General features: G+C 70.7%; 15 protein-coding genes and 1 pseudogene. 2 read left to right on the forward strand and 14 right to left on the reverse strand.

Annotation, left to right across the window (positions count from 1 at the left end; genetic code table 11):
• Nucleotides 1-303 precede the first annotated feature (303 nt).
• Genes ACX9MN_RS17950 through ACX9MN_RS17975 form a run of 6 tightly spaced genes read right to left on the reverse strand, consistent with a single transcriptional unit; the run spans nt 304 to nt 6,124 of the window.
• A complete protein-coding gene (locus ACX9MN_RS17950) occupies nt 304-1,770 on the reverse strand; it encodes a class I adenylate-forming enzyme family protein (RefSeq protein ID WP_234080787.1) in 1,467 nt (488 codons plus the stop codon).
• Nucleotides 1,771-1,807: 37 nt separating this feature from the next.
• Entirely contained in the window at nt 1,808-2,563 is a 756-nt protein-coding gene (locus tag ACX9MN_RS17955; protein ID WP_020096114.1) for a CoA-transferase subunit beta, read from the reverse strand.
• Nucleotides 2,556-3,383 carry a CoA transferase subunit A gene (locus ACX9MN_RS17960; protein ID WP_020096113.1) on the reverse strand — a complete coding sequence of 276 codons (828 nt, stop codon included), beginning with the start codon at nt 3,381-3,383 and terminating at the stop codon, nt 2,556-2,558. Before ACX9MN_RS17960 ends, ACX9MN_RS17955 begins: the two co-directional genes overlap by 8 nt.
• Before the next feature lie 25 nt (nt 3,384-3,408).
• Nucleotides 3,409-4,125, reverse strand: coding sequence for an enoyl-CoA hydratase/isomerase family protein (locus ACX9MN_RS17965; protein WP_020096112.1), 717 nt, complete (start codon nt 4,123-4,125; stop codon nt 3,409-3,411).
• A gap of 10 nt (nt 4,126-4,135) precedes the next feature.
• Entirely contained in the window at nt 4,136-5,293 is a 1,158-nt protein-coding gene (locus ACX9MN_RS17970) for a CaiB/BaiF CoA transferase family protein (protein WP_020096111.1), read from the reverse strand.
• Between the two features lie 15 nt (nt 5,294-5,308).
• A complete protein-coding gene (locus tag ACX9MN_RS17975; RefSeq protein ID WP_020096110.1) occupies nt 5,309-6,124 on the reverse strand; it encodes an IclR family transcriptional regulator in 816 nt (271 codons plus the stop codon).
• 277 nt (nt 6,125-6,401) lie between these two features.
• On the opposite strand from ACX9MN_RS17975, the gene ACX9MN_RS17980 reads away from it, so the two are divergent.
• Nucleotides 6,402-7,709: an MFS transporter gene (locus ACX9MN_RS17980; protein WP_020096109.1), complete on the forward strand. Its 1,308-nt coding sequence runs from the start codon at nt 6,402-6,404 to the stop codon at nt 7,707-7,709.
• 15 nt (nt 7,710-7,724) lie between these two features.
• Nucleotides 7,725-7,829 (forward strand): annotated as a pseudogene (locus tag ACX9MN_RS17985) (integrase core domain-containing protein); the annotation flags it as partial.
• Between the two features lie 213 nt (nt 7,830-8,042).
• On the opposite strand, the gene urtA reads toward ACX9MN_RS17985, so the two are convergent.
• The 8 genes from urtA to glnT form a co-directional block, all read right to left on the reverse strand.
• Nucleotides 8,043-9,275 (reverse strand): urea ABC transporter substrate-binding protein, encoded by a 1,233-nt coding sequence (urtA, locus tag ACX9MN_RS17990; RefSeq protein ID WP_205833573.1) that lies wholly within the window; start codon nt 9,273-9,275, stop codon nt 8,043-8,045.
• A gap of 175 nt (nt 9,276-9,450) precedes the next feature.
• A complete protein-coding gene (locus ACX9MN_RS17995) occupies nt 9,451-10,287 on the reverse strand; it encodes an urease accessory protein UreD (protein ID WP_020095177.1) in 837 nt (278 codons plus the stop codon).
• A 2-nt stretch (nt 10,288-10,289) separates the two neighbouring features.
• Entirely contained in the window at nt 10,290-10,916 is a 627-nt protein-coding gene (ureG, locus tag ACX9MN_RS18000) for an urease accessory protein UreG (protein ID WP_020095176.1), read from the reverse strand.
• Between the two features lie 42 nt (nt 10,917-10,958).
• On the reverse strand, nt 10,959-12,671 hold the full coding sequence (gene ureC, locus ACX9MN_RS18005; RefSeq protein ID WP_020095175.1) for an urease subunit alpha: 1,713 nt from the start codon (nt 12,669-12,671) through the stop codon (nt 10,959-10,961).
• A gap of 10 nt (nt 12,672-12,681) precedes the next feature.
• Nucleotides 12,682-13,377 (reverse strand): urease subunit beta, encoded by a 696-nt coding sequence (locus tag ACX9MN_RS18010; protein ID WP_020095174.1) that lies wholly within the window; start codon nt 13,375-13,377, stop codon nt 12,682-12,684.
• 10 nt (nt 13,378-13,387) lie between these two features.
• Nucleotides 13,388-14,071 carry an urease accessory protein UreF gene (locus ACX9MN_RS18015; protein WP_489725011.1) on the reverse strand — a complete coding sequence of 228 codons (684 nt, stop codon included), beginning with the start codon at nt 14,069-14,071 and terminating at the stop codon, nt 13,388-13,390.
• A complete protein-coding gene (gene ureE / locus ACX9MN_RS18020) occupies nt 14,065-14,529 on the reverse strand; it encodes an urease accessory protein UreE (RefSeq protein WP_026605247.1) in 465 nt (154 codons plus the stop codon). Before ureE ends, ACX9MN_RS18015 begins: the two co-directional genes overlap by 7 nt.
• Nucleotides 14,530-14,619: 90 nt before the next feature.
• On the reverse strand, nt 14,620-15,927 hold the full coding sequence (gene glnT / locus ACX9MN_RS18025; RefSeq protein ID WP_020095171.1) for a type III glutamate--ammonia ligase: 1,308 nt from the start codon (nt 15,925-15,927) through the stop codon (nt 14,620-14,622).
• Nucleotides 15,928-15,976: the final 49 nt, after the last annotated feature.

Genomic DNA, 15,976 nt, shown 5'->3' on the forward strand with positions numbered 1-15,976 from the left:
GGGGCCGTCCGCACGATCGTCTTGTCCGCGCTCTCAGCACCGCGGGGAGCCTATTCGCGCGAGCGCCCTTCCGGCTCGAGAGCCGGTCCGCCCTGTCCTGATCGACGTGGACCTGCCGGCGCCGGTGCGCATGCCGCCGAAGCGGATCCGGGTTCGTCGCAAAAACGCGTGGTACAACAAGGATCCAGAGCTGCCGGCTTGATGCAATCAGGTCGGAGCCGGTTCTGGCCTGGGTCGGCCGCGAACGTGCGCCACACCGAGGCGGGGCGGTGAGACGCGCTGCCGTTCGCGTAGACATGTGTCCTAGGAAGCGGCCAACAAGCTACGCAGCGCCTTGCGGTCGGTCTTGCCGACGCCGTTGACCGGCAGCACGTCAAGCCTGCGAATCTGCGCCGGCACGTAGATCCGCGCGAGGGAACCCCGTACGAAATCCTTGAGCCCCGGCTCGTCGAGGCCCTCGCCCTCCCGCAGCACCACGAAGGCCACCGGTACCTCGCCGAGATCCGCGTCGGGGGCGCCGACCACGCAACAGTCGCAGATGGCCGGATGGGCAGCGAGTTGCCGCTCGATCAACGCGGGCGAGATATTCTCGCCGCCGCGAATGATCACGTCCTTGATGCGCCCCGTGATGGCGAGGAAGCCGTCGGCGTCGAAGCGGCCGAGATCACCGGTGCGCAGCCAGCCGTCCACGATCGGCTGGTCCGCGCTGCCGAGATAGCCGGCCATCAGGGCCGGGCCGGAGATGCGGATCTCCCCTTCCCGGCCGGCCTCGACCGGGCGATCCGTGGCCGGATCGAACAGGTCCACATTCTGGCCCGCGAGCACGGTCCCGATCGTGCCGATGCGACGCCGGCCCGGCGGGTTCATGGTCGAGGTGCAGGTCGCCTCCGACAGGCCGTAGGAGACGAGGAGCGGCACGCCGAAGGCCTCCTCGATCTGCCGATGCAGGGTCGGGGTGATCGGCGCCGAGCCGCAGCGCAGGAAGCGCAGGCCCGGGAAGCGCTCCCCGGGGCGCAGCAGGGGCAGCATCCGCGCGTAGATCGTCGGCACGCCGGTCATGTAGGTGATGCCGCCAGATCGCAGGCGGTCGAGGGCGGCCTCGGCCTGGAAGCGCTCCATCAACACGATCTCGGCTCCGGCCAGGAGAGGCACGATCAACTGGTTGTTGATGCCGTTCGTGTGATGAAGTGGCATGACGTGGAGAAGCCGGTCCGCAGGCCCCGTACCGGTGTGACGGAGCACGCCCGCGGCGTTGCAGATCAGGCCTTCGTGGCGCAGCAGCACGCCCTTCGGCCGGCCGGTGCTCCCCGAGGTGAAAAGCAGCATGGCCTCATCCCGCGGGCTGACCTCGGCCGCGAAGGCCGCGCCGTCGGCGAGGCTGTCCAGTGCGCGGACGTCCAGGCCGGTCAGAGCGACGGGCGAGGCGTCGACCTGGGCGACGATGAGATGCCGCATGCCGACGAGCGCAGCCTGCTCGGCCACCACCTCCGGCGCGAGCCCCGGCTCCAGGAAGCAGACGCAGGCGCCGGCCTGCATGGCCCCGAAGTAGGCCACGATGGCCGCCGCACTCTTGGGCGCGATCAGTCCGACCCGGTCACCCTTGGCGGCACCCCAGTCCCGGACTGCGCCCGCGGCGGCGTCGATCCGCGCGCCGAGGTCGGCATAGGATACGACGTCGGAGCCCGAGAGCGCCGTGCGGCCCGTCCCCGCATGATCCGCGATGGCCGCGCGCAGCCGCGCGCTGATCGAGTCCGGCATGGCAGCGCTCATGGCGGCGATCTCCTGTCCCGTCTGTCTGCCCCGCGCCTCAGCGCAGGCGGATGCCCGCATCGGCCTCGAACCGGCCCTCCGGGTCGAGGACCGCCAGCGCCGCCCGCTCCGCCGGGGTCGGCGGAGGCGTCGAGGCGGCACCGTCCGCCGAGAACGCGAAGCCGGTGCGGTCCCGGACCTCGTCGAGGCTCGCCTCCGGATGCCAGGAGGCCAGCACGAGCCGGCCCTCGCGCTTCGTGAAGACGGCGATCGGCGTGACCACGCCGTGCATGCCGCCGGCCGCGGTGACGAAGTCGAGGGTCTCGACGAGGGTGCGGCGGGAATGTTCCGTACGCCACGTGACCGCCCGGCGGGCGGTGGGCAGCATCACGGCGCCGCCGCCGCCGCCCGGCAGCCGCACCCGCGGCGCGTGCCAGTCGCCGATGCAGGAGACGTTCGTGCGGCCCAGCCCGTCGACCTGCGCGGCGCCCAGGAAGCACAGGTCCATCAGGCCGCGGGTGCAGAGATCGTAGAAATCCTCATTGGCGAAGATCGCCCGCGAGCCCTCGGCGAGGACCGGGTCGGAGGACGAGATCGGCACCTTCGACGGGTTCGGGTCGACGCCGCCGGCGACGTTGATGTAGGTGAACGCGAAGGGATAGGCCTGCTTGGCCAGGAGGCAGGCCAGCATCGGCAGGGCCGAGTTCACGCCGCTGAAGGTGATCTCGTTCGGCCGCACGAACCGGGCGAGATTGGTGACGATGTAGGAAAAGCCCGACCAGGCCTCGATCGCGTTGGACGGCGCCTCAGACATGGGCAGCCTCCCGGGCCTCGGGGCCGGCGGCGAGGTGATCGGCGAGCACGCCCGGGGCGTCGGCCATGTAGGCCTCCACGGCCGGGTAATCGATCTCGTAATCCGGCCAGAGCGAGCCGGGCCAAGCCCCGTTCGGCACGATGCTCAACGCCTCGACGAGGAAGTGGGGCACCAGCGTCAGTTCGGGCTGGTCGCGGAAGGAGGCGTCCGGGGCGACCCGCTCGGCCACCACGAGCACGCGCTTGGCCGAGCGGCTCATGATCCGGTCCCAGTGCGAGGTCCCGAAGACGCGCACGTCCCCCGACGCGCTGACCTCGTTGGCCTGGATCACCGCGAAGTCCGGCTGGATGCGCGGGATGGCGTAGACCGCCTCGCCGCTGCCGTAGGGGTCCTCGATCGTCTTCCAGCCGTTGAGCGCCGGCAGGTCCGAGCCGTGGATGCCGCCGCAGGGCATGAACGGCACGCCGAAGGCAGCCGCCCGCAGGCCCGCCGTCAGGCTGGCGCAGGCGTGCTCCTCCAGGCGGACCTCGCCGGACTCGATCGCCCGGCGGTACCAGGGCGCGAGGCCGAAATTGCCTTCCATGGCCACGATCCCCGCCTTCGCCCGCGACAGGGCGCCGGCGCGGCAGAGAATGTCGATGTCATAGCCGGGCGACTGCTTGACGACTTCGAGGTCGCGGCGGCCCTGGCGGATCAGCTCGCGCACGAACGCGAAGGGGCCGCGGTGCAGGAAGCTGCCGCCGAGCGCCAGGGAGCTGCCGTCCGGCACGCGGGCTGCGAGGTCTGCGAGGGGGACGATCTTCTGGGTTCCGGCGCTCACGGGGCGTCCTCCGATCGGGCGTGTGTCAGGCCGCGCGGTAGGCGCGGATCCGGTCCTTCAGCCCCGGGCGCGCGGCCGAGGCGACGAGGTCGGCGAGGTCGTCCGCGCGGGTGTCGCGGGCGGCGGCGCGGTTCAGGGCCGCCCCGGCCCAGGAAGACAGCCGCGTCGCCGCTTCCGAGGCGGCCGCGACGGTGTCGAACCACGAGTCGGTCGCCGCGACGGCGGTGAGGAACCCGTCGGACAGGGCCTCCGGGGCGTCGAAGACCCGCCCCTCCTGGAGGACGAGCCGGGCCTTGGAGCCGCCGACCCGCTCGGCGTAGCGCCGCGTGCCGAGCACCAGCCCGAAGGACAGGCCCGGCATGCGGAAGGTGGCGGCCGGATCGCCGACCCGCCGGCCGCAGGCGCAGATCACGTCGACCCCGGCGCCGAAGTTCCGCCCGTGCGCGAGCGCCAGCGTGTCGAACGGCGCGTGGGCCAGCGCCTGGAGGAGCTGCTCGATCCGCACGAACCGGAGCAGCAGGTCGCCCTCCGACAGGTCCGCGTAGCCGCCGAAGTCGAACCCGGCGCTGAAGTTGCGCCCCGCGCCCTTCAGCACGAGGAGCCGTGTCCCGTCGCCGGCCGCAGCCGCGACGGCGTCGAGCAGCGCGTCGACCAGGGTGGCCGACAGGGCGTTCATCTTGTCGGGGCGGTTGAGCGTCAGGGTCAGCGTGTCGCCGCTGCGCTCTTTCAGGAGTTCGTCCATGGCGCCGCCCTCAAGCCGTGCGCGCGCGAGCCGGCGCGGCCTCGCCGAACAGTTCTGCGTTGTGCTGCCCGAGGGCGGGCGGCTCCCGGTAGATCGGGAAGCCCTCCCCTGAGAACTTCAGCGGCGACACGAAGGTGCGCGTCTCAGCGCCGGACGGCAGGGTCACCGGCTGGACCCAGCCCATATGCGCGACCTGCGGGTCGGCCAGGGCGTCGGCGTAGCCGTTGATCGGTGCGCAGGGCACGCCCGCGGCGCGGAACCGGGCCAGCAGGTCGGCGCAGGTGAGGTCGGCGAAGTCGCGCTCCAGAATCGCCAGGAGTTCGCCCTGGTTCTGCGCCCGCAGGGCGGTCGAGGCGAAGCGCGGATCCTCGGCGAGGTCGTCGCGCCCGATCGCCGCGCAGGCGGCGCGGTAGAGGGCGTCGTTGCCCGCCGCCATGGCGAAGTACCCGTCCTGGGCGCGGAAGGCCTGATAGGGGGCGTTGCGCGGATGGGCCGAGCCCAGGCGCTTCGGGTCGCGGCCGCTGCCGAAATACTCGCTGGTCTGGAGCGCCCCCATCGCCAGGGAGGCGCCGAACATCGAGGCGTCGATGTGTGCGCCGGGTCCGCCCGCCCGCACCTGGAGCAGCGCCGCCGCGATGGCGTAGGCCGCGTAGAGGCCGGTGCCGAAATCCGAGATCGGTACGCCGCACTTGACCGGGGGCGCGCCGGGCTCGCCCGTGACGCTCATCACGCCGCTCATCGCCTGGAGCGTCAGGTCGAACCCGGCCTCGGCGGAGCGCGGCCCCTCCTGGCCGAAGGCTGAGATCGAGCAATAGACCAAGCCGGGCCGCCCGGCGCTGACGCGCACGTAGTCGAGGCCGAGCCGCTTCATCACGCCGGGGCGGTTGTTCTCCAGCACCACGTCGGCAGAGCCGATCAGGTCCAGGGCGCGCGCCTTGTCGGCCGGATCCTTCAGGTCCAGCGTCACAGAGCGCTTGTTGCGGTTGAGCGAGGCGAAGTTCTCGCTGAAGCCCGCGTTGAGGGGCGGCCAGGCCCGCATCGAGTCGCCGCCCTCCGGATTCTCGACCTTGATGACGTCGGCTCCCATGTCGGCGAGCAGCATGGCGCAGAATGGCCCGGCCGCGACACTGCAGAACTCGATCACGCGGATACCGGACAGCGGTCGCATGGGCCTACTCCTCGATCAGGCAAGCGCCGCCGGCGCGCGCGGGGGCGCTGAGCCTCGGGCATGCCGCGGCGCGGCAGGGGATGAGACGGTGATGGGGTTGTAGCCGAGGGCCCGCGACAGGCTGCGCGCCGCGTCGACGACCACGTCGCTGAAGCGGCGGAGCGCCGTGGGATTCAGGCGATCGGCCGGCCCGGAGATACCGATCGCCGCGACGGGACGGCCCATGGCATCGTGGACGATCGCGGCGAGCCCGCACACGCCCTCCCGCCACTCCCCGCGATTGATCGCGAAACCCTGAATCCGGACCTGCTCGAGTTCCCGCCGCAGGAGGTCGAGGGTCGCGATCGTGCGCGGCGTGTGGACCTGGAGCGTCTCCGGCAGGTGGGCCAGCGCCTCCTCCTGATAAGCGAGCAGCGCCTTGCCGGACGCCACGCAATAGGCCGGAGCGCGGCCACCGATCGACGAATAGGCGCGAACCGGCTGGGGGCTCTCGATCTTGTGCAGGTAGATGACGTCCGCCCGGTCGAGCAGCGACAGGTGGATGGTCTCCTGGGTTTGATCGGCCAGGGTCCGCATGAAGGGCTCGGCGACCTGCCGGACGTCGATCCGCGCCACAACGGGACTGGCGAGCTCGAAGAGCTTCAAGGTGCAGGCGTAGGTGCCACCCGTCTGGGCGCGCACGTAGCCGGCGGCCACCAGTGTCTGGAGCGTGCGATGCACATTGCTCTTCGTGAGGTTGAGCGCGCGTGCCAGTTCGCTGACGCCCCGGGGCGTCTCGCTGCCGGCCAAGTGCTCGAGAAGCATCAATCCCTTGAGGAGGGTGCTATCCATCGTTCCAACATTCGAAACGCCGTTCTGGTAAAAGCTAGCGTTGCCCGTGGCGCCTCGTCAAGTGCAGTCCTCTGAACGAGTTGCAACAACAATGGCGGTTTCTCGAATACCGGCCGCGCGGTCGCGAATTCTGCAGGTTCTCCATTGACTGCAGGCCAGGGCGTTCATAGCCTATCAATTCCTGATACGTCGTTCCAAATAATAGAACAACTTGCGTCGTTCTCAGGCCGGCACAGCCTTCCGAAGAGGAGGCCGATTCATTGACGGGAGAGAAACCATGGACGCTTCGGTGCAGCGACCGCCCTCGAAGAAGGACGTCTTCCGCGTCGTGAGCGGAAACTTCCTCGAAATGTTCGATTTTATGGTCTACGGCTTCTACGCCGCTGCGGTGGCAAAGGCCGTCTTTCCCAACGACAACGAGTACGTCTCGTTGATGCTGTCGTTGGCCACCTTCGGGATCGGCTTCCTGATGCGTCCGCTCGGCGCCATCGTGCTTGGCGCCTATATCGACCGCCACGGCCGACGAGCCGGGTTGGTCATGAGCCTCGCCATCATGTCGGTGGGCGTCGCGCTCATCACGTTCACGCCGACCTACGCATCGATTGGCATCGCCGCTCCCATTCTCGTCCTGATCGGCCGACTGCTGCAGGGGTTCTCCGCCGGCGCCGAATCCGGCGGCGTCTCGGTCTATCTGTCGGAGATCGCGACGCCGGGGAATCGCGGCTTCTACGTGAGCTGGCAATCGGCGAGCCAGCAGGTCGCCGTGGTCTTCGCCGCCGTTATCGGCGTGACCCTGCGCGGCTTCCTGACGGAGGAGCAGATGCTCGCCTGGGGATGGCGCATTCCGTTCCTGATCGGCTGCCTGATCATCCCCGTCCTGTTCTGGATCCGGCGCTCGATGCAGGAGAGCGAGGATTTTGCGCAGCGGGCGAAGCATCGCCGCGTAACCCTCGGCGAGATCTACCGGTCACTTCTCCAGAACTGGGCGATCGTGCTCAAGGCGGTGCTGCTCGTCACACTGACGAGCGTCTTCTTCTACATGATCACGGCCTATACCCCGACCTACGCGCGTCAGGTTCTTGGCCTAAGTGCGCATGACAGCTTCGTGGTCACCGTCTGCGTCGGCGTGGCGAACTTCGTCTGGGTGCCCGTTATGGGGGCGGTGTCGGACCGGGTCGGGCGGCTTCCGGTGCTCCTGACCTTCTCGGTGTTGATCGGTCTCACGGCTTACCCGGTCATGGCGTGGCTCGTGACAGACCCGTCCTTCGGCCGCTTGCTGGCCGCCCTCATGTGGATGTCGTTCCTGTATGGCGGCTACCAGGGGGTGATGGTCGTCACGCTGACCGAGATCATGCCGGCCGAGGTTCGCGCCACAGGCTTCTCCCTGGCCTACAGTCTCGCACAGGCAATTTTCGGCGGCTTCACCCCGGCGATCTGTACCTATCTGATCCACGCAACGGGGAATCGAGCCATGCCAGGCCTCTGGCTCGCTTGTGCGGCCCTGTTCTCGATCGTGGGCGCTCTGACCCTCTACCGCAACGTGCACATCTCCCGACGTGGGACGACGGCTGTCACGCCGGCCTGAGCGCGGACCGGCACAAGCGCGTTGGCCGACTCGTTCAATGGCCGCCTGCGCGACGAGTGCCTGAACGCGAACTGGTTCTCGTCGTCGGCCGCCGCGAGGAGCGAGATCGATGCGTGGCGGCCGCAGGCCAGCCCGGCTGGACCACAGCCTCCGTCTCTGGGCGCCTCAAGGCGTTTCAGCTCTTCCGACGACGGACACGCGGCGCGGCCCCGTCATCGGCGTCGTCGACCCGCAGGCGGCGATCAAACGCGACATCGCCGGCCACAACCGACACGCCGAGCCCGTCATCTGGACCCGGCCGGCCACCGATATCCTCGCAGCCGTCAGCCTGGCCTACTGGTACCCTTTCGGGAACGGATCGGGCTTGATCAGCTCGGGGCTGGTGTAGACGATCTCGAACTGGCCGTCGGGCTTCGCCCGGCCGACACGGGTCTTCGACCAGAGATGGTGGTTCTCGTCGATCTTCACGTAACCTTCCGGCGCCCCCTTGAATTCCAGGCCGGGCGAGGCCGCCACGACCTTGTCGACGTCGAAGGTGCCGGCCTTCTCGCAGGCCATCTTCCACAGGAACGGGCCGAGATAGGCCGCCTGCGTCACGTCGCCGATGACCGTCTTCTCGCCCCACATCTTCTTGAACGCGGCCACGAACGCCTTATTGTTCTCGTTCTGGATCGACTCGAAGTACTTCATGCACGAGTAGGCCCCGGCGATGTTCTCGCCGCCGATGCCGTCAACCTCGTCCTCGGTCACCGACAGCGTCATCAGCACCTGCTTCGACAGGTCGATGCCCGCCGCCTTCAGCTGCTTGTAGAACGCCACGTTCGAGCCGCCCACGATCGTGGCGAAGATCACCTTCGGCTTGGTGAGCTTGATCTTGTTGATGACCGAGTTGAACTGCGTGTGGCCGAGGGGGAAGTACTCCTCGCCGACGACCTTGCCCTTGAGCACGGTCTCCACGTGCTTGCGGGCGATCTTGTTGGAGGTGCGCGGCCAGATGTAGTCGGAGCCGATGAAGTAGAAGCTGTCGCCGCCCTTCTCCTTGTGGACCCAGTCGAGGCCGGCGAGGATCTGCTGCGTGGCCTCCTGGCCGGTGTAGAAGACGTTCTTCGACTGCTCCAGGCCCTCGTAGAAGGTCGGATAGTACAGCAGGCCGTTGTACTGCTCGAAGACCGGCAGCACCGCCTTGCGCGAGGCCGAGGTGAAGCAGCCGAACACGGCGGCGCAGTGGTCGTTGACGAGGAGCTTCTTGGCCTTCTCGGCGAAGGTCGGCCAGTCGGAGGCGCCGTCCTCCTGGATGATCTTGATCTTGCGTCCGAGCACGCCGCCGGCGTCGTTGATCTGCTGGATCGCCAGCTTCTCGCCCTGGCTCGGCCCGGTCTCCGAGATCGCCATGGTGCCGGTGATCGAGTGCAGGATGCCGACCGTCACCTCGCTGTCGGTCACCGCCAGAGCGCCGGCCTCGGCGGCCGCCGCGACGCGCGGCAGCGATGCCGCGAGCGGGGCCGCCGCCAGCCCGAGCAGCAGGCGCCGGCGGAGGGTGAAGTGCGCGGGATCGTCTGTCGCCATGGGGGGCAAATCCTTCAGATCGTTCGAGAAGGTGGGCCGCCCCGTCCGCACCGGATCAGCCGTCGCGCACGGATCGTCTCCTTCGGCATATTTCTTCAAAAGAAAATAAATTTCGCAAGATGAAAACATCGGCAGCCTGCCCATATCGGCGGCGGCGATCCCGGGCGCCGGCTTCCTATTTGCGGCGGCGCGCCGGGGCGAGCCCGGTCAGCGCCGCGAAGGCGCGACCAGCGGCCGCCTCCAGCCCCGCCGCCAGGGTGCCGCCGTCGGGCGCGAGGAGCCGGAGGCCGAGCCCGGCCGCGTTCGGCAGCGGGCTGAGCCCGGCCCGGCAGCCGGTGCGGTCGGCCGCGGCCTGGACGTCCCCGGGATCCGGCAGGCACGGGGCCGGACCGAGGATGACGAGGGCGCCGTAGGCCCGCCACGGGCCGAGCGGCGAGGCCGGATCGCGGAACTCGGCGCCGGCGATGCGCGCCCGCTCGCGGACCAGGACGGCCCCCGCCGCCGTCTCGATGCCGAGGGCGAGCTCGACGTGCTCGAACGGCCTGCCGCGGCCCTCCGGGTCGTGACACGCAATGCTCTCGGAGACGACGGCACGGGCCCCGGGCTCGAGCGTGACCCGGGTCGAGGCCGAGAGGGCGGCGCCGGGGAACAGGATCAGGGGATCGGGCACGCAGTGGAGGAAGGCATCGGCGCCGACGCGGATCCGCGTGTCCTGGCGGGCCGGCTGGTCGGCGCTGCGATGGACGACCGTGGCGGCCTGGGTGGTGACGTGCGCCGCCGAGCCCGGACCCATCGTGATGTCGAGGCCGAGACGGTCGCCGCGGTAGAGGCCGCCGGAGGCCGATTGCAGGTACAGCGTGATCAGCTCCGGCCGCTGCGGATACAGGCGGAACGGCTTCGTGATGTGGAACGGGTACGGCACGTGCTGGTCGGCGAGCACGCTGGTCCCGCCGCCGCGCACGAAGCCGAGGCGGGCCGTCGCGCGGCGGCCGGTCTGGACGTCGTCGGGCACGGCTAGGGCGCGAACAGGACGGCCCGGCCGATGGCATCCGCCACCGCGTCGATGCCGAGGCCCGCGCGCGCGTTCGTGGCGAGGACCGGCCTGCCGCTCCGGACCCGCGCGGCCTCCGCGAGCATCCCGTCGAGGTCGACGCCGACATGCGGCGCGAGGTCGACCTTGTTGATCACGAGGAGGTCGCAGCGCAGCACGCCCGGGCCGCGCTTGCGCGGGATGTCGTCGCCGCCGGCCACGTCGATCACGAAGATCCACCAGTCCACGAGGTCGAGGGAGAAGGTCGAGGCGAGGTTGTCGCCGCCGGATTCGAAGACGAGCAGCTGCAGGCCCGGGAAGCGCGCCTCCAGCGCGTCGCCCGCGGCGATGTTGAGGGTCGGGTCCTCCCGGATCACCGTGTGCGGGCAGGCCCCGGCCTCCACCGCCTCGACGCGGCTCGGATCGATCAGCCCGGAGCGGCGCAGCCGCTCGGCATCCTCCTTGGTGACGAGATCGTTCGTGATCACCGCGAGATCGACGCCCCGCGCCCGCAGCACGGGGATCAGCCGCTCGATCAGCGCGGTCTTGCCGGATCCGACCGGGCCGCCGATCCCGATCCGGGCGGCGTTCGCGGGAGTCACGTCGGTCATGGGGAGCGGGGCCGTGAGAGGGGTGGCGGGGTTCGGCGCCGCTCAGCGCAGCATGTAGCGCTGGGCGAGCGGCAGAGTCCGGGCCGGCTCGCAGGTGGCGAGCACGCCGTCGACGAAGACGTCGAAGGTCTGCGGGTCGACGCGGATCTCCGGGCAGGCGTCGTTCCAGAGCATGTCGGCCTTCGTCAGCGTGCGGGTCCCGCGGGCGGGCAGGAGCGCCTTGCGCAGGCCGAGCCGGCCGCCGAGATCGGCCTCGATCGCCAGGGGGTGGACGAAGCAGGCCGAGAGCGCCTGCTTGGCGCGCCCGAAGGCGCCCCATTGCGGGCGCATCAGCACCGGCTCGCAGGTCATCAGCGAGGCGGCGGAATCGCCCATCGCGCCCCAGGCGATGAAGCCGCCCTTGATCACGAGCTCCGGCTTGATCCCGAAGAAGGCCGGCCGCCAGACCACGATGTCGGCCATCTTGCCGGGCTCCAGCGAGCCGACATGCTCCTGGATGCCGAAGGTGCGCGCCGCGTTGATCGTGTACTTGGCGATGTAGCGCCTGATCCGGGCATTGTCGCCGAAGCCCGGCCTCTCCTCGGGGAGCGGGCCGCGCTGGTCCTTCATCTTCGAGGCGAGCTGCCACGTCCGGCAGACGACCTCGTGGATCCGGCCCATGCCCTGGCTGTCGGAGCCGAGCATCGCGATCGCCCCGATGTCGTGGAGCACGTCCTCGGCGGCGATGGTCTGGGCGCGGATGCGGCTCTCCGCGAAGGCCACGTCCTCCGGCAGGGCCGGGTTGAGGTGGTGGCACACCATCGTCATGTCGAGGTGCTCGTCGAAGGTGTTGACCGTGTAGGGGTTGGTCGGGTTCGTCGACGAGGGCAGGCAGTGCGGCAGCCCGGCGACCCGGATGATGTCCGGCGCGTGGCCGCCCCCGGCCCCCTCGGTGTGGTACATGTGGATGGTGCGGCCGCCGATCGCCGCCAGCGTGTCCTCCACGAAGCCCGACTCGTTCAGCGTGTCGGTGTGGAGCTGGACCTGGAAGTCGTACGCGTCGGCGAAGCCCAGGCAGGCGTCGATCGCGGCCGGCATCGCGCCCCAGTCCTCGTGGATCTTGAGGCCGAGGACGCCGGTCTCCAGCTGCTCCTTCAGGGCGGCCGGCCGGTGGGTGTTGCCGCGCCCGAGGAAGCCGAAATTGACCGGCCAGGCCTCGGCGGCCTGGAGCATGCGGCCGGTGTTGAACGGGCCGCCGGAATCGATGCCGACGGTGATCGGCCCGAGCGAGCCGCCGAGCAGGGTCGTGACGCCGGAGGCGATCGCGTGGTCCGGCAGGCCGGCGGAATCGAAGTGCACGTGCACGTCGATGGCCCCGGGCGTCGCGATCAGACCCTCGCAGTCGCGCACCGTCGTCCCGGCCGACACGATCAGGCGCGGGTCGACGCCGTCCATGATCGCCGGGTTGCCGGCCTTGCCGAGCGCCACGATCCGCCCGTCCTTGATGCCGAGATCGCCCTTCTGGATGCCGAGGACGGGGTCGATCACCACGACGTTGCAGAGGAGGAAGTCGAGCGCGCCCTGCGCGGCGGTCACCCCGGGCGCCATCCCGATCCCGTCGCGCAGGGTCTTGCCGCCGCCGTGCAGGCACTCGTCCCCGTAGACGGCGTGGTCGTGCTCGACGACCGCCACCAGGGAGGTGTCGGCGAGCCGCACCCCGTCCCCGGTGGTCGGCCCGTAGAGGGCGGCGTAGTCGCGGCGCGGGATCGTCACCATGGCACTCTCCCTAGGCGCCCTTGAAGCCGCGGGCCTTGGCGCGGGCGAGGGCCGCCGCCCGCGCCGCGTCGTCGGGCAGGGTCCCCTGCGTCAGGTCGTTGAGCCCGGTCAGCTCCCGGGCGCCGCCGAAGCCGACCAGCGTCACGGTCTTGCGCTGCCCCGGCTCGAAGCGGATCGCCGTCCCGGCCGGGATGTCGAGGCGGTAGCCCAGGGCCGCCGCCCGGTCGAAATCGAGCGCCCGGTTCACCTCGAAGAAGTGGTAGTGCGAGCCGATCTGGACCGGGCGGTCGCCGGTGTTGACGACGTCGAGGGTGACCCGCGGGCGGCCCGCGGCCAGCTCGATCGCGCCGTCGGCCGGCAGGATCGCCCCGGGCTCCAGGGTGTCGGCGGGGGCGCCCGCCCGGGCGCGGACCGGCTCGTGGACCGTGACGAGCTTGGTGCCGTCCGGGAAGACGCCCTCGACCTGCAGGATCGGCAGCATGGCGGCGATGCCCGGCATCACGTCCTCGGTCGACAGGATCGTGGAGCCCCAGCCGATGAGGTCGGCGACGCTGCGCCCGTCGCGCGCGCCCTCCAGGATCTCGTCGGTGATGAGCGCCACCGCCTCCGGGTAGTTGAGCCTGAGGCCGCGGGCCCGGCGCTTGCGGGCGAGCTCGGCCGCGGTGAAGATCGTGAGACGTTCCAGCTCGGTGGGCGTGAGCAGCATCACCCGCTCCCTAGTTGGCGAACAGGCGCAGGTCGGCGCGCGCGTGCCGCATCGCGGCGACCTCGATCAGCGGCGTGAAGCCCGTGAGGACGATCGCGCCGTCGGGGTCCTCGGTCACGGGCCGCTCGGCGATCTCCGCGACGAGCGACAGCACCGTCTGGAGGGCCTGCTGGCCCTGGATGGCGCCCACCTGACCGAGCCGGACCGTGGCCGAGACCAGGCCGGAGACGAGCTGGTAGCCGGCGACGGCCGCCGCCTCCGCTTCCGACAGGCCCAGCCCCCGCCACAGGGCGCCCTGCACGGTGGCGAGGTGCCCCAGCATGAGCCCGGACCGGATCGCGGCGCGAATGTCCCCGGCACCGGGCGTGGCGAGCCGCGCGTGGGTGGTCAGCAGGGAGGCGCCGTTGCGCCGGCTGCCGGTGCGCATCGCCTCGACGAGGGCGGCCGCCTCCACGGCGGCGTCGATGCGGCCGAGCCGGGCCGGATCGGGGCCGGCGCGGTGGGCGAGGATCAGGGCGACGCGGTCGCTCTCCGCCCACCGGAAGCGCACGAGGGCCGTGAGCGTCCGCGTCAGGCTCACCGTGTCGAAGGCCGGGTCGCCCGCGACGAGCCCCTCGATCCCGTTGGAGAAGGCGAAGCTCCCGCTCGGGAAGGCGGCGTCGGCCTGCTGGAACGCCAGGAGCCGGCTCAGCACGGCGCCGCCTCGTCGAGGATGGTGTGGGTCACCTGCCGGTCGGTGACGAGGGCGCCGAGGCGGACGAGGTACGCGTCGGCCGGTCCGTCCAGGGCCACCAGGAGGGCGCCGTCGGCGAAGCGAACCCGCCAGTGGAGGTTGCCGGCGTGGTAGCCGAGCTCGAGGGCGGCGGCCTGGCTGTCCGGGACGAGGCGGAGCCAGCGCTCGGAGCCGACCCGGGCGACGAGGGCGCGGTCCGCCTCCAGCGCCAGCACGGCCCCGTCGAAGAGCGGCTCGTCCCGCGGCAGGGCGAGGGCGATCTCCTCGCCGGACTGGGTGGTCGCGCGGATCCGCCGCCGGGCGACGTCGGTGCTCGACACGACGAGCACGTCCACCGCGCCGTGATGCGCGAGATGGTGCAGGCGCTCGGCCATCCCGGATTCGTGCCGGCTGCCCAGGATACGATGGATCACACGCATGTCGGTCCGCGTCCCGCTCCCCGTCGCCAGGATCGAACTGGGCCTTGCAAGAGCCGGTCCGCCGTTCGGCGCGTCACCGGCAGCACCGGCTCAGACATCGAGCGTGGTCTCGCGCTCCCAGGCGGTGAAATGGGCGCAGTAGCTGTCCCACTCATTTTGCTTCAACTTGAGGTAGGCGACGGAGAACGCGCCGCCCAGATTGTCCCGCAGGGCCTCGTCGGCCTCGAAGGCCCGCAGCGCGTCCAGCAGGTTGAGCGGCAGGCGCGGCGCGCCGGTGACGGCGTGGCCGTCGCGGTACATGTCGACGTCGCTGTGCGGCCCGGGATCGGCCGCCGACGCCACACCGTCCAGGCCCGCGGCCAGGATCGCCGCCTGGAGCAGGTACGGATTGGCCGCCCCGTCGGGCAGGCGCAGCTCGAACCGGCCCGGCCCGGGCACGCGCACCATGTGGGTGCGGTTGTTGCCGGTCCAGGTCACGGCGTTCGGCGCCCAGGTCGCGCCCGAGATCGTGCGGGGCGCGTTGATGCGCTTGTAGGAATTGACCGTCGGGTTGGTGATCGCGGCGAGCGCGGGCGCGTGCCGCATGATCCCGCCGAGGAAGTGCCGGCCCCGGGTCGAGAGGCCGAACGGCATCTCGGGATCCGCGAAGGCGTTCACGGTGCCGGCCGTGTTCCACACCGAGACGTGGCAGTGGCAGCCGTTGCCGGTGAGGCCGGGGAACGGCTTCGGCATGAAGGTCGCCCGCAGGCCGTGCCGCTCGGCGACCGAGCGGACCATGAACTTGAAGAAGGCGTGCTTGTCGGCGGTGGCCAGCGCGTCGTCGTACTCCCAGTTCATCTCGAACTGGCCGTTCGCGTCCTCGTGGTCGTTCTGGTAGGGCTTCCAGCCCAGAGCCAGCATGTGGTCGCAGATCTCGGCGATCACGTCGTAGCGGCGCATCAGCGCCTGCTGGTCGTAGCAGGATTTCTCCGCCCGATCGTGGTGATCCGAGATCGCCGATCCGTCCGCGCTCAGCAGGAAGAACTCGGCCTCGACGCCGGTCTTGACCCGCAGGCCCTCGTCGGCGGCCCGCGCCACGAGCTGCTTCAGCACCACCCGGGGCGCCTGGCCGACGGGGGCGTCCGCCATGGTGCAGTCGGCCGCCACCCAGGCGACGTCTGGCTTCCAGGGCAGGCGGATCACCGAGGCGGCGTCCGGCATTGCGAACAGGTCGGGATGGGCCGGGGTCAGGTCGAGCCAGGTGGCGAAGCCCGCGAAGCCCGCGCCGTCGCGCTGCATGGCGCCGATCGCCTGCGCGGGCACCAGCTTGGCGCGCTGGCAGCCGAACAGGTCCGTGTAGGAGATCATGAAGTACTTCACGCCGTGCTCGGCGGCGTAGGCGGAAAGGTCGGTCGTCACGGCAGCCCCCTGAGCGCGGATCGGGTGGGGGCCGGCCGCGCCCCGTTCC

It is taken from the genome of Methylobacterium sp. 1A (assembly GCF_058072805.1).

What these genes read in the sequence shown, in the direction of transcription:
- ACX9MN_RS17950 (WP_234080787.1), bottom strand. Translation starts at nt 1,770, where the DNA reads ATGAGCGCTGCCATGCCGGACTCGATCAGCGCGCGGCTGCGCGCGGCC.
- ACX9MN_RS17955 (WP_020096114.1), bottom strand. Translation starts at nt 2,563, where the DNA reads ATGTCTGAGGCGCCGTCCAACGCGATCGAGGCCTGGTCGGGCTTTTCC.
- ACX9MN_RS17965 (WP_020096112.1), bottom strand. Translation starts at nt 4,125, where the DNA reads ATGGACGAACTCCTGAAAGAGCGCAGCGGCGACACGCTGACCCTGACG.
- ACX9MN_RS17970 (WP_020096111.1), bottom strand. Translation starts at nt 5,293, where the DNA reads ATGCGACCGCTGTCCGGTATCCGCGTGATCGAGTTCTGCAGTGTCGCG.
- ACX9MN_RS17975 (WP_020096110.1), bottom strand. Translation starts at nt 6,124, where the DNA reads ATGGATAGCACCCTCCTCAAGGGATTGATGCTTCTCGAGCACTTGGCC.
- ACX9MN_RS17980 (WP_020096109.1), top strand. Translation starts at nt 6,402, where the DNA reads ATGGACGCTTCGGTGCAGCGACCGCCCTCGAAGAAGGACGTCTTCCGC.
- urtA (WP_205833573.1), bottom strand. Translation starts at nt 9,275, where the DNA reads ATGGCGACAGACGATCCCGCGCACTTCACCCTCCGCCGGCGCCTGCTG.
- ureG (WP_020095176.1), bottom strand. Translation starts at nt 10,916, where the DNA reads ATGACCGACGTGACTCCCGCGAACGCCGCCCGGATCGGGATCGGCGGC.
- ureC (WP_020095175.1), bottom strand. Translation starts at nt 12,671, where the DNA reads ATGGTGACGATCCCGCGCCGCGACTACGCCGCCCTCTACGGGCCGACC.
- ACX9MN_RS18010 (WP_020095174.1), bottom strand. Translation starts at nt 13,377, where the DNA reads ATGCTGCTCACGCCCACCGAGCTGGAACGTCTCACGATCTTCACCGCG.
- ureE (WP_026605247.1), bottom strand. Translation starts at nt 14,529, where the DNA reads ATGCGTGTGATCCATCGTATCCTGGGCAGCCGGCACGAATCCGGGATG.